General features: G+C 41.1%; 11 protein-coding genes. 7 read left to right on the forward strand and 4 right to left on the reverse strand.

All coding sequences use genetic code 11. From position 1 onward, the window contains the following. Nucleotides 1–9: 9 nt before the first annotated feature. Together AC13CC_RS05855 and AC13CC_RS05860 are read left to right on the forward strand one after the other, a co-directional pair. Nucleotides 10–1,356, forward strand: a complete 1,347-nt coding sequence (locus AC13CC_RS05855) for a M24 family metallopeptidase (RefSeq protein ID WP_326277358.1) — start codon at nucleotides 10–12, stop codon at nucleotides 1,354–1,356. 44 nt (nucleotides 1,357–1,400) lie between these two features. Beyond that, a complete protein-coding gene (locus AC13CC_RS05860) occupies nucleotides 1,401–3,140 on the forward strand; it encodes a carboxypeptidase-like regulatory domain-containing protein (RefSeq protein ID WP_482876486.1) in 1,740 nt (579 codons plus the stop codon). 1 nt (nucleotide 3,141) lies between these two features. On the opposite strand, the gene AC13CC_RS05865 is transcribed toward AC13CC_RS05860, so the two are convergent. Then, entirely contained in the window at nucleotides 3,142–4,770 is a 1,629-nt protein-coding gene (locus tag AC13CC_RS05865) for an acyl-CoA carboxylase subunit beta (RefSeq protein ID WP_326277355.1), read from the reverse strand. A 63-nt stretch (nucleotides 4,771–4,833) separates the two neighbouring features. On the opposite strand from AC13CC_RS05865, the gene AC13CC_RS05870 reads away from it, so the two are divergent. The 3 genes from AC13CC_RS05870 to ettA all read left to right on the forward strand — a co-directional run bounded on the left by AC13CC_RS05870 (nucleotide 4,834) and on the right by ettA (nucleotide 7,791). Beyond that, nucleotides 4,834–5,817 (forward strand): Gfo/Idh/MocA family protein, encoded by a 984-nt coding sequence (locus AC13CC_RS05870; RefSeq protein ID WP_482876488.1) that lies wholly within the window; start codon nucleotides 4,834–4,836, stop codon nucleotides 5,815–5,817. 66 nt (nucleotides 5,818–5,883) lie between these two features. Beyond that, nucleotides 5,884–6,066, forward strand: a complete 183-nt coding sequence (locus AC13CC_RS05875; protein WP_326277353.1) for a CAL67264 family membrane protein — start codon at nucleotides 5,884–5,886, stop codon at nucleotides 6,064–6,066. Between the two features lie 33 nt (nucleotides 6,067–6,099). Further along, nucleotides 6,100–7,791 carry an energy-dependent translational throttle protein EttA gene (gene ettA, locus AC13CC_RS05880; RefSeq protein ID WP_326277352.1) on the forward strand — a complete coding sequence of 564 codons (1,692 nt, stop codon included), beginning with the start codon at nucleotides 6,100–6,102 and terminating at the stop codon, nucleotides 7,789–7,791. Between the two features lie 12 nt (nucleotides 7,792–7,803). Here ettA and AC13CC_RS05885 read toward each other — a convergent pair whose 3' ends face one another. Both AC13CC_RS05885 and AC13CC_RS05890 read right to left on the reverse strand, forming a co-directional pair. Then, the gene (locus AC13CC_RS05885; protein WP_326277351.1) at nucleotides 7,804–8,493 is read right to left on the reverse strand and encodes a hypothetical protein; all 690 of its coding nucleotides are present in this window, start codon (nucleotides 8,491–8,493) and stop codon (nucleotides 7,804–7,806) included. Between the two features lie 65 nt (nucleotides 8,494–8,558). Continuing rightward, nucleotides 8,559–9,356 carry an MBL fold metallo-hydrolase gene (locus tag AC13CC_RS05890; RefSeq protein ID WP_482876489.1) on the reverse strand — a complete coding sequence of 266 codons (798 nt, stop codon included), beginning with the start codon at nucleotides 9,354–9,356 and terminating at the stop codon, nucleotides 8,559–8,561. A gap of 167 nt (nucleotides 9,357–9,523) precedes the next feature. Between AC13CC_RS05890 and AC13CC_RS05895 the strand changes: the two genes are divergently transcribed. Then, nucleotides 9,524–10,414, forward strand: coding sequence for a hypothetical protein (locus AC13CC_RS05895; protein WP_293162847.1), 891 nt, complete (start codon nucleotides 9,524–9,526; stop codon nucleotides 10,412–10,414). Nucleotides 10,415–10,488: 74 nt separating this feature from the next. Here the strand turns inward: AC13CC_RS05895 and fumC are convergent, their stop codons facing one another. Further along, entirely contained in the window at nucleotides 10,489–11,886 is a 1,398-nt protein-coding gene (gene fumC, locus AC13CC_RS05900) for a class II fumarate hydratase (protein ID WP_326277349.1), read from the reverse strand. 138 nt (nucleotides 11,887–12,024) lie between these two features. Here fumC and AC13CC_RS05905 point away from each other — a divergent pair, with 138 nt between their 5' ends. Beyond that, on the forward strand, nucleotides 12,025–12,198 hold the full coding sequence (locus AC13CC_RS05905; protein WP_014034293.1) for a hypothetical protein: 174 nt from the start codon (nucleotides 12,025–12,027) through the stop codon (nucleotides 12,196–12,198). The last annotated feature ends 12 nt before the right edge of the window (nucleotides 12,199–12,210 follow it).

Consider the following 12,210-nt stretch of genomic DNA (forward strand, 5'->3'; position numbering starts at 1 on the left):
AAATCAACCATGCGAAAAACCATCAACCTAATAGTACTGCTATTGCCCTTTATTGCCATTTCCCAACAAATACTCCCCGAAGTGGAACGTGCGAGGGTAGTGGACGAAATCCTTGAGGATAGGTTCAATAATTTACTGCCTAAATTAATGGACGAGACCGGATTGGATATGTGGATATTAATATCCCGTGAATACAACGAAGACCCTGTTCTTAAGACGATGCTTCCCGCAACATGGTTGAATGCAAGACGAAGGACTATCATCCTCTTTTATAGGAATAAGGAGAACAACACAATAGATAAATTGGCCGTCTCCCGTTATAATATCGGAAAAAGCATTATTTCCGCTTGGGATAAGGACAAAGAGCCCAATCAGTGGAAACGTTTGATGGAATTGATTACCGAACGGAACCCTGAGAAAATAGGGCTCAATTTTTCCAAGGACCACAACATAGCCGATGGTCTTGATAAAACGGATTACGATGAGTTTATGTCCAATCTACCTAAAAAATACCGATCCAAAGTGGTTTCCGCAGAACAACTGGCAGTACGTTGGATAGAGACCCGTACACCTCGGGAAATGACCATTTTTAATCAGTTGACGGATATTACCCACGACATTATCGCCGAAGCTTTCTCGGAAAAGGTGATTACGCCTGGCGTTACCACCACCACCGAAGTGGAATGGTGGATGCGTCAAAAAGTTACGGATTTGGGTCTGGAGACTTGGTTTCATCCTACCGTGGATGTTCAGCGGACAAGTGAAGAGTTGGTAGGTCACCTATATTCTTTTTCGGGAAGACCAGATGACGAAGTCATCCAACAAGGGGATCTGTTGCACTGCGATTTTGGAATCACCTACTTGCGTTTAAATACGGACTGCCAGGAACTGGCCTACTTACTTAAACCAGAAGAAACCGAAGCCCCCTCTTTTTTGGTGAACGCTTTATATGATGGTAACCGTGTACAAGACTTTCTCACCCAAAACATGGTAGCGGGCAGGGTAGGCAACGAGATTTTGGCCAAAGCCCTGCAAGATGCGAAAGTTGCTGGACTAAGACCATCAATTTATACACATCCTTTGGGTACCTATGGACACTCTGCCGGGACCACTATTGGTATGTGGGATGCACAAGGCGGGGTTATGAAAGATGATGGTGAAAACTATCCCTTAAATCCCAACACCGCCTATGCTATTGAACTGAATGCCACCGTAAACATCCCCGAATGGAACAGGGACATCCGCATAATGCTGGAAGAACCTGGTTTTTTTGGTGAAGATGGGTTTCGATACATTAATGGACGACAAACCGAATTATTGTTGGTCCCAAGGCCAAAATCGCATTTAGGGAACTGATTATTTTTTTGTAGATTTAGTAACCTTCTAATTTTCAAGTTGCTATGAGGTTGCTATATTTTACAGGAGTATTTATTTTGTTTTCTGGTATGGCCTATGGTCAAAATCAGATCAAAGGACGTGTCACTGATGGTAAATTGGCATTGTCCAACGTTCAGATTGCCAATTTGGCTACTGGATGTAAAACGGCGTCTGATGCCGAGGGCCAATACCGAATTATGGCCAAGACCCGTGAAGAAATTCAATATACCTACATGGGTATGGATACCGTCACCATTATCGTTGAAGATATTACCCGAATTTTGAACATAGCCATGCAACCTAGAATCGAAGCATTGGATGAAGTGGTCGTATCTAAATCTATTTTAAAAGGGCAGAAAGAAATGGAATTAGAATATAATTCAAGCCCTAAAATTATAAAATCTTCTTTTGGTTATATGGATCAAGAGACGTCAAGTTTTCCTTTACGAATAATTGGTGAAGATGAAATTGATAGAGCACCCAACTTGAATTCATTGATTGTTGGACGGTTTGCAGGTGTAAATGCATTTTGTAATCTTACAACGGACGAACTGATTGTAAAAATGAGATCGATTCAAAGTGTATCTTCACACAAAAGCATAGCGGTTTTCGATGTGGATGGTGTGGTTTTGACTAAAGTTAATTGCAGCCAACTTCTGGGAAATGTGAAGAGAATAGCCTTTATATCTTCATTGACGGCAACATCCCTGTATGGTACACTTGGTGTGGGAGGTGTTGTTGTAATCAACACCAAAACCGGCACAGTTACTCCACGTGAAAACAATAAACCTTTCGATCAAGCTAGACTGAGAAACAATTTTGTAAAGGAAGGTCAGGTAAAAGAAAGAATAGATGCGCAAACATTGCCCGTTTATTTAGAACGACTTTACCAAAGTGAATCCGCAGCAACAGCCAAAAACATTTACAGTAAAATGAAGGGAACCTACGGTAATCACCCGTATTTTCTTTTGGATTCCTATACTTATTTTTATGAGGAACGCGGGGAGGAGGACTTTGCAGAGGAAATTTTGGAAAGATTTATAAATGTAACCGATAAAAACCCAGTGATGCTGAAAGCGCTCGCCTACACGTTGGAGAGCGAGGAGAGGTACGAAAAGGCGCATGAAATCTATAAAAAAGTTTATTCATTACGTCCTGATTATGCCCAAAGCTTTATAGATATGGCCAATAGCTATCGTAATTTGGATCAACCCAAGTCCGCAACCACTTTGTATGCAAGGCATGCATATCTTCAGGATGAGGGAATGTTGCCTGTGGATAGTATGGAACTGGGGATGATCATGAAGCGCGAAATCAAGAATTTGTTCACTCTGGAGAACAGCACCTTAAAAATCAAGGATAGAAAAAAGGATAAGGAAGCTAAATATGCTGCTAGACTTGTTTTTGAGTGGAACGATTCGGAAGCCGAGTTCGATTTGCAGTTTGTAAACCCAAGCAATCAATATTTCAACTGGAAACATACCTTGGCCGAAATGCCAGAGAGGATTCGTTCCGAAAAGAAATTGGGCTATTCCATGGCCGACTTTTTGCTTGATGATGAATTGCCGGGCATCTGGAGGATAAATGCAACCTACCATGGCAACAAACAATTGACGCCCTCTTACCTAAAAGTTACCATTTACCGCAACTACGGCAGCAAATTGCAAAGCAAAGAGATTAAGGTTTATCGTTTGGGCACCAAAGGGGCCAATCGGCATTTGTTTGATTTTACTCTTCCCTCACCAATGGCCCAAAGCAAATAAATTATACTTGTAGCACTCCCATATTAAATTGCTTTATAATGGGAGCATGATTGGCGGCCTCAACCCCCATGGAAATCCATTTACGGGTATCCAACGGGTCGATTATGGCGTCCGTCCAAAGTCGGGCTGCAGCGTAATAGGGAGATATTTGGTCATCGTACCGTTGCTTTATGTTATCAAAAAGTTCTTTCTCTTTTTCGGCATCTACTGGTTTTCCACTTTTTTCTAAACTTGCCTTTTCAATCTGCAAAAGCACTTTTGCGGCAGAATTTCCGCTCATAACGGCAAGTTCGGCACTTGGCCAGGCTACAATCAATCTTGGGTCATAAGCTTTTCCGCACATGGCGTAATTTCCCGCTCCGTAGCTGTTGCCAATTACAATGGTAAATTTGGGCACTACCGAATTGCTAACGGCATTCACCATTTTGGCACCATCTTTTATAATACCGCCATGCTCACTTTTACTGCCCACCATAAATCCGGTAACGTCTTGTAAAAACACAAGTGGAATCTTCTTTTGATTGCAATTGGCAATAAATCGGGTTGCCTTGTCCGCGGAATCGGAATAGATGACACCGCCAAACTGCATCTCACCCTTTTTGGTTTTGACAACCTTTCTTTGATTGGCTACAATGCCTACGGCCCAACCATCTATGCGGGCATAGCCTGTTAGTATTGTTTTGCCGTAACCCTCTTTGTATTGCTCAAATTCGGAATCGTCCACCAAACGCTTTATAATTTCCAACATATCGTACTGGTCGCTTCGGGATGCGGGCAATATGCCAAAAATATCATCAGGATTCTCGACCGGTTTCTTGGCTTCAACCCGATTGAAGCCCGCCTTGTCAAAATCCCCGATTTTATCTACGATGTTCTTTATTTTGTCCAAAGCATCCTTGTCGTCCTTGGCTTTGTAATCTGTTACTCCACTAATTTCGGAATGCGTCGTAGCGCCGCCCAAGGTTTCGTTGTCAATACTCTCCCCGATGGCAGCCTTTACCAAGTAACTTCCTGCTAAAAATATGCTCCCAGTTTTGTCGACGATCAAAGCTTCGTCACTCATAATGGGCAGGTAGGCACCACCAGCTACGCAACTACCCATAACGGCTGCAATTTGGGTAATTCCCATACTGCTCATCACGGCATTGTTTCTAAAAATGCGTCCAAAATGTTCTTTGTCAGGGAAAATCTCGTCCTGCATGGGTAAATATACCCCTGCACTATCCACCAAATAAATAATGGGCAACTTATTTTCGATGGAAATTTCCTGTGCGCGTAGGTTTTTCTTTCCGGTAATGGGAAACCAGGCACCCGCTTTTACGGTAGCATCGTTCGCCACGACAACACATTGTTTGCCTTGCACATAACCCACTTTTACCACAACACCGCCCGAGGGACATCCACCGTGTTCCTCATACATGTTTTCCCCGGCAAAAGCACCTATTTCAATGGATTGTCCATCATCATCCAGTAAATAATCAATACGTTCCCTTGCAGTCATTTTGCCTTTGGCATGATGCTTTTCAATACGACTTTTACCACCGCCGAGTTTCACTTTGGCCAATCTACGGTTCAGGTCTGAAAGTTTTAATTTATTGTGGTCTTCGTTCTTATTGAAGTTTATATCCATTCTTTTTGAAAATTCATTTAGTTGGTTAAAGATAAGGAGTTATAATTATTACTTTTGAACTCTATGGAAACCAAAATACGATGGGGCATTGTTGGCCCAGGAAAAATAGCTAGAAAATTTGTATCGGACCTTATGCTCGTTGATGATGCCGAGATTGCTGCGGTGGCATCAAGGTCATTGGAACGTGCCGAAGCTTTTGCAAATGACTATAATGTACAACACACTTTTGGAAGTTATGATGCATTGTTCCGGTCAGGAACAGTAGATGTGGTTTATATAGCCACACCGCATAATTTTCATAAGGAATTGTCCGTAAAAGCCCTTGAAAATGGTATTGGGGTACTTTGTGAAAAACCAATGGGCGTCAATAGGGCGGAAGTGGTGGAACAGGTAAATGCTTCCAAACAAAACAACGCATTTTTAATGGAGGCCATGTGGTCTAGGTTCAATCCATCCATCAAAAAAGTAAAGCAATTGGTTGATGAAGGGGTGGTGGGTGATTTGAAATACATCCATGCGGATTTTGCATTTTACGGTTTGGACAGAGATTTGGACTCTAGATTATTAAATCCCGATTTAGCTTCGGGCAGTATATTGGATATAGGTATTTACCCCATTTTTCTATCTTATTTGTTGTTGGGCATGCCAGATGATATTATGGCTACATCCAAGTTCCATGAAAATGGAACAGAACTCCAAACCAGTATGATTTTTGATTATAAAGAAGCCCAATCAATCCTCTATAGCGGACTTACAAGCGATTCTAAAATGGAGGCTGAAATATCAGGTAGCAAAGGACAGTTGTTTTTAAAACCTAGATGGCACGAAGCAGACGAGTATACCTTGGCAAAAGATGATAAAACCAATAAGTTCAGTTTGCCTTTAACGGGAATTGGCTACTACTACGAGATTTTGGAGGTGCACAAATGTTTGCGTGAAAACAAAATTGAAAGTGACCTATGGTCACATCAAAATAGCTTGGATTTATCAGAGTTGTTGGACAAGGTCAGGGAAAAAAGTGGTGTAAGCTTCCCTTTTGAAACATAATCCTTAATAATAACTTTACATTATATCTATTTTTACGATATTTGAAACCCTTCAGAAATTTAAACAATGATTATGAATAAGAACACAGTGCTGGCCTATGCCACATGGATTATGATTTTGGTAGGTTTGGGTATGATAGCACTTGGAGCTTTTAAATATGATGAAGTAGCAGGATGGGGCTTTGCTGCTGTTGGAATTGGATTTTTTGCCGTAGCTTGGGTGTTCAACGCCTTAAAAGGCAGAGTATAGCCTCTTTTTCTTAAACCATTTAATTTATAGTAGATGTCAGACGATAAAAAAGTCATTTTTTCAATGTCTGGGGTTACCAAGACCTTTAAAACGGCCAACACCCCTGTACTTAAAAACATATACCTAAGCTTTTTCTATGGCGCCAAAATTGGAATTTTGGGTCTAAACGGTTCGGGTAAATCCACCTTGTTGAAAATAATCGCAGGGGTCGATAAAAATTATCAGGGGGATGTGGTTTTCTCTCCAGGTTATTCTGTTGGTTATTTGGAGCAGGAGCCACAGTTGGATGAGGATAAAACCGTTCTTGAAGTGGTAAAGGAAGGTGTTGCCGAAACCGTCGCCATTTTGGATGAGTACAATAAAATCAACGATATGTTCGGTCTGCCCGAAGTATATGAGGATGCGGACAAAATGCAAAAGTTGATGGACAAGCAAGCTGCGCTTCAAGATCAGATAGATGCTTCCAATGCTTGGGAATTGGATACAAAACTGGAGATTGCGATGGATGCCCTTCGTACTCCAGAATCTGACAAGAAAATAAGCGTACTTTCCGGCGGTGAGCGTAGAAGAGTGGCATTGTGCCGTTTGTTGTTGAAAGAACCGGACGTGCTTTTGTTGGATGAGCCTACCAACCACTTGGATGCCGAGTCGGTACATTGGTTGGAGCACCATTTGGCACAATATAAAGGAACGGTTATCGCTGTAACACACGACCGTTATTTCTTGGACAATGTGGCTGGTTGGATTTTGGAACTGGACCGCGGAGAGGGTATTCCCTGGAAAGGAAACTACTCTAGCTGGTTGGATCAAAAAGCGAAACGATTGGAGCAGGAGAGCAAACAAGCTTCCAAACGCCAAAAAACATTGGAACGAGAGTTGGATTGGGTTCGCCAAGGCGCCAAAGGAAGACAGGCAAAGCAAAAAGCCCGTTTAAAGAATTATGACAAACTCCTGAGCCAAGATCAAAAACAGATGGAGGAGAAGTTGGAAATTTATATTCCCAATGGACCACGTTTGGGAACCAATGTGATCGAGGCCAAGGATGTAAGCAAAGCTTTCGGTGACAAATTGTTATACGAAAACTTGAACTTTAACCTACCACAGGCAGGGATTGTTGGTATTATTGGCCCGAACGGTGCCGGTAAGACCACTATTTTTAAAATGATCATGGGCGAGGAGACTCCCGATAAAGGGGAGTTTATCGTTGGTGAAACTGCAAAATTGGCCTATGTGGACCAATCGCATTCCAATATTGATCCCGAAAAAACCATTTGGGAGAATTTTAGCGACGGCCAAGAATTGATTATGATGGGAGGAAGGCAAGTAAATTCACGCGCCTATTTGAGCCGATTCAATTTTTCAGGAAGTGAGCAGAACAAAAAGGTGAACATGCTTTCCGGAGGGGAACGTAACCGCCTCCATTTGGCGATGACATTAAAAGAAGAAGGCAATGTGTTGCTTTTGGATGAGCCTACCAACGACTTGGATGTAAATACGCTTCGTGCTTTGGAAGAAGGTCTGGAAAACTTTGCAGGCTGTGCGGTGATCATTTCGCATGACAGGTGGTTCTTGGATAGGATTTGTACCCACATCCTTGCTTTTGAAGGCGATTCGCAAGTATATTTCTTTGAAGGCTCTTTCTCTGATTACGAGGAGAACAAAAAGAAACGCTTGGGAACGGATATTATGCCCAAGCGTATCAAGTACAAAAAATTGATTCGTTAAAAAAGGAGAAAATTATTCTTCTCCGCCGAGATTTTTGATGCCTTCCTCCAATAACTTTTTTGCTTTTTCCAAATAGGCTTTTTGGTGGGCTGCTAAGCTGTTAGGGTCTTGATTGTTACCCGCAGAGGCTGGACCAATGGAACTGGATAGTTCCACCAATTGCTCAATGGCTTGCTCCGCTGATTGGAGTTTGTCATTGGCATGTTTTTCAAAAACCTTGATCATTTCCAGTTCCATAGAGTTAACGGAAGCAGTTTTGGTTTTTTCTTCAACAGCATTTTCTTCGTAGTAACTAGAAGAATCTACGGTCGCAGTTGTAGTTGTTGAATTACCAAGGGTACATTGGTCAATAATTGTAATCAATTCGTTGATTTCCCCAAGAGCCTTTTTTGTGAAAAACCTACCAGTTTCCCAGTCAACCGGTTCTATGGCCTTGTCCAAGGTTTCCATGGCGTCCAAGGTTTTGTTTTTGGCTTTGTCGCAACTACATTCGGCCATAAACGCTTCAGATTTTTCCAAAGCGGTACGTGCCCTTTCGGCATAATACATTTGATGCTCAAAATTCGTAGCGTTCATGGCTTTTTTGCCATGGCTGAGCGCATAGGTTACTTTAGCGTAAAAATTGTCACATTGATTAGAGTAGGTAGCTTGTACGGCAAAAAAGATTGCCAAAACTACTAAAACATGGGATTTGGGAGCCATATTCAAGTTTTTTGGTTATTAAGTTTGTTGTTCTAACGATAAAATTAGGTAATTATTTCACATACCTAAAAATCATCGTTGGGATACCAGTCCAATTGTACCACTTCAATATCGGAATCTCCTTCGTTCACAATCGTTTTGAATTTTTTAACATCACTTACCTCGGGTCTTCCTCTAAAGTGATATGGGTAAACTTGTTTGGGTTTGAATTCCAACACTGCATCGGCAGCGCTTTCCACGGTCATGGTGTAGGGTAGGTTCATACAAATGAATGCTTTGTCAATATTTTCCAAGGAACGCATTTCTGGAATATCTTCGGTATCGCCTGAAAAATAAATACGTTCATCACCATAGGTGAAAACATAACCATTTCCTCTGCCTTTTACATGGAAGTCTTTGGCCTCTTCACGCAAATTGTACATAGGAATGGCTTTTACGGAGAAACCAGCGATTTCTTTGGTCTCTTCATTCTCCATAGTAATTGTTTTGGAAGATAAGTTTTCCTCCATTTGTAGTTTTACGGCATCGGGTGCAATAATCTGTACACCTTCAAGATTTAATTCATTTAAGGTTTCTGGATTAAAGTGATCGCCATGTATATCGGTAATAAAAATTATGTCTGGCGATTTTTGCCCCTCAAAAGCTGCTTTGCCGCCAACGGGATCTATATAAATGGTATTTCCGTTCCACTCAATTACGGCTGTAGCATGTTCAATAGGTATTATTTCCGCGGCTACTGGAGCTTCAACTTCCATTGTGGTTTCTTCTACTTCGGCAGTTTTTTCATTCTTTTCTTCCTTCTGTTTACAGGAAATCAGGAATATCAGCAAAGCACTTGCAGTTAAAAGTATATTTTTTATCATGGTCAATCATTTTTAAATCCTCCTAAAAATAAGGGATAAAGGGCAGAATAGTAATTTTTTGTGAACATTATTTTAAATCAAATAATCCAAATACAAATCTGATGCGTATATAAACCAAATGCGATTGATTAATAACCTTAAACGAGAATCAATTAAAACAAAAAGTTATGACTGAAACAAAAAATAACAATAACGGATTGAAGGTAGTTGCTGGTCTGTTAGGTGTAGTTCTTTTGGGAACCATTATTTACACTGTTAGTCTTTATCAAGATAAAAAAGCAACCACAGAAGCCCTTACTCAAGAGAAGGAATTGGTTGTAGAGGATTTGAACAACTTAAAATCTGAATACGACAAGGCTATTTTGGAAAGCAACGCAACCAACGAAGAATTGGTTGCTGCTAGAGATAACATCGCAAAGTATATCGATTCTGTAAGCAGTATGAAAGCTGACATTGCTACACTTTCCCGTTACAGAAGACAAGTAAGTGTTCTTAAAGCTGAAAGAGAAGAACTATTGAAACAAGTTGATTCCTTGACGCAATCCAACAGCTTGTTGGCCATGCAAAGAGACAGCACTTTTGCCGAATTGGAACAACAAACAGTTTTCAACGATTCTTTGATCATCCAGAACACTCAATTGGCCGATGCTGTTGAAAAAGGTTCTGCACTTAATCTAAGCACTATTAGTGTTGACGCCATTAAAGAAAGAAACAGTGGTAAATTGGTTTCTACAAGAAGAGCTAGAGCCACTGATAAATTTAAAGTTTGTTTTACGATTGCCGATAACTTAATCGCCGAAGCTGGAGACAGAGAATTCTATATCGAAGTTCTTGGACCACAAGGTAACGTTCTAGGTGAAGGTCTTACAAAAACTACAGAAGAAGGTAGCTCCCTTACGTACAGTAAAGGAACAAACTTTTACTACGAAAACGATGCTTTGGACGTATGTGACTATATAAACAAGCCTAGTGGAGATTTCCAAGATGGAAATTACATGGTAAATGTTTATGACAACAAGTTGAAATTGTTGGGCACTTCCAGCTTCGAATTGAAATAGTAAACACACACTATCACCATAATAAAAATGCCCGTCCAATTTTGGACGGGCATTTTTTATGTCTTTAAAATAAACTATTTAAGGCTACCTACCATATCTTCTGGTTTAACCCACTCATCATATTCTTCGGGGGTTACATAACCAAGGTTAATGGCTTCCTCTCTGAGGGTTGTTCCATTTTTGTGTGCTGTATTGGCAATCTCGGCAGCTTTATAATAACCGATTTTCGTATTCAACGCAGTAACCAGCATCAGCGAATTGTTCAACAAGGTTTTAATGGTCTCGTGGTTTGGCTCAATGCCGGCAGCACAGTTTACATCAAAACTTACACAGGCATCGCCTATCAATTGGGCAGATTGTAAGATGTTGGCTGCCATAACGGGCTTGAAAACGTTGAGCTCGTAATGTCCCTGTGTGCCACCAACACTAATGGCAACATCATTACCCATAACCTGTGCGCAGACCATGGTCAAGGCTTCACATTGGGTTGGATTCACTTTACCGGGCATAATGGAACTGCCTGGTTCGTTGGCCGGAATTATAATTTCCCCGATACCGGAACGTGGACCAGATGCCATCATGCGGATATCGTTGGCGATTTTGTTTAAAGAAACGGCCAATTGTTTCAATGCACCATGACTTTCCACAATAGCGTCGTGTGCGGCCAATGCTTCAAACTTGTTTTCAGCGGTTACAAAAGGTTTTCCGGTAAACTCGGCAATATATTTTGCAACAAGAACATCATATCCTTTTGGAGTGTTCAAACCAGTACCTACAGCGGTTCCACCAAGGGCAAGTTCGCTCAAGTGGGGCAAGGTGTTCTTCAAGGCCTTTAATCCATGGTTCAATTGGGAAACATAGCCAGAAAATTCTTGACCCAGGGTTAGGGGAGTGGCATCCATCAGGTGGGTTCTACCAATCTTCACCACATCCTTAAACCCTTCAGATTTTTTCTGTAAGGTGTTACGTAGTTGTTCTACACCGGGAATGGTTACTTCTACTATTTTTTTGTAGGCGGCAATGTGCATTCCCGTAGGGAAAGTGTCGTTGGAAGATTGACTCTTGTTTACATCATCGTTGGGTTGAATGGTTTTTTCGCCCTCACCAATTTTTTTACCGGCAATTTCGTGCGCACGGTTGGCAATTACCTCGTTCACGTTCATATTGCTCTGTGTGCCCGAGCCTGTTTGCCAAATCACTAAAGGAAACTGGTCGTCATGTTTCCCTTCAAGTATTTCGTCACAGACTTGGGCAATAAGGTCTCTTTTTTCTTGGCTTAGTACGCCAAGCTCGTGATTGGAATAGGCAGCTGCCTTTTTTAAATACGCAAATCCGTACACCACATCCAAGGGCATGGATGCGGGAGCACCAATTTTAAAGTTGTTTCGGGAACGTTCAGTTTGGGCGCCCCAATATTTATCGGCGGGTACTTTTACCTCGCCCATGGTATCTTTTTCAATCCTAAAGCTCATAGTTTAAAATTTTGTTGTACAAAGGTAGGATATAGGGCATTTATATGGTAGTTAAGCAGGATAAATACATTTTTTTGACCTTGTATTTGTTTTTTTTGACAAGAAGAAAGTATCTTTGTTAAAACAAAAGGAGTAAAGATGTTCGAATTTGACCAATATTTAGGTTTTTTAGCTTTTCTAACAATTTTGACAATCGGTTTTTGGTTGATGATATTCTTGTTGACCTTTGTAGTTCCTTATTGGTTGATCGGTAACCTAAGGGAAATGTTTAAAGAAAGAAAAGAGGCCAAACGCGCCCAACTAGAAGAATAAAAAGAAAAACAA

The sequence above is a fragment of the Flagellimonas sp. L-11 genome (assembly GCF_056857735.1).

Excerpts from the sequence above, each read along its gene's own strand:
- AC13CC_RS05855 (WP_326277358.1), top strand. The coding sequence starts at position 10 with ATGCGAAAAACCATCAACCTAATAGTACTGCTATTGCCCTTTATTGCC.
- AC13CC_RS05860 (WP_482876486.1), top strand. The coding sequence starts at position 1,401 with ATGAGGTTGCTATATTTTACAGGAGTATTTATTTTGTTTTCTGGTATG.
- AC13CC_RS05865 (WP_326277355.1), bottom strand. The coding sequence starts at position 4,770 with ATGGATATAAACTTCAATAAGAACGAAGACCACAATAAATTAAAACTT.
- AC13CC_RS05870 (WP_482876488.1), top strand. The coding sequence starts at position 4,834 with ATGGAAACCAAAATACGATGGGGCATTGTTGGCCCAGGAAAAATAGCT.
- AC13CC_RS05875 (WP_326277353.1), top strand. The coding sequence starts at position 5,884 with ATGATTATGAATAAGAACACAGTGCTGGCCTATGCCACATGGATTATG.
- ettA (WP_326277352.1), top strand. The coding sequence starts at position 6,100 with ATGTCAGACGATAAAAAAGTCATTTTTTCAATGTCTGGGGTTACCAAG.
- AC13CC_RS05885 (WP_326277351.1), bottom strand. The coding sequence starts at position 8,493 with ATGGCTCCCAAATCCCATGTTTTAGTAGTTTTGGCAATCTTTTTTGCC.
- AC13CC_RS05890 (WP_482876489.1), bottom strand. The coding sequence starts at position 9,356 with ATGATAAAAAATATACTTTTAACTGCAAGTGCTTTGCTGATATTCCTG.
- AC13CC_RS05895 (WP_293162847.1), top strand. The coding sequence starts at position 9,524 with ATGACTGAAACAAAAAATAACAATAACGGATTGAAGGTAGTTGCTGGT.
- fumC (WP_326277349.1), bottom strand. The coding sequence starts at position 11,886 with ATGAGCTTTAGGATTGAAAAAGATACCATGGGCGAGGTAAAAGTACCC.
- AC13CC_RS05905 (WP_014034293.1), top strand. The coding sequence starts at position 12,025 with ATGTTCGAATTTGACCAATATTTAGGTTTTTTAGCTTTTCTAACAATT.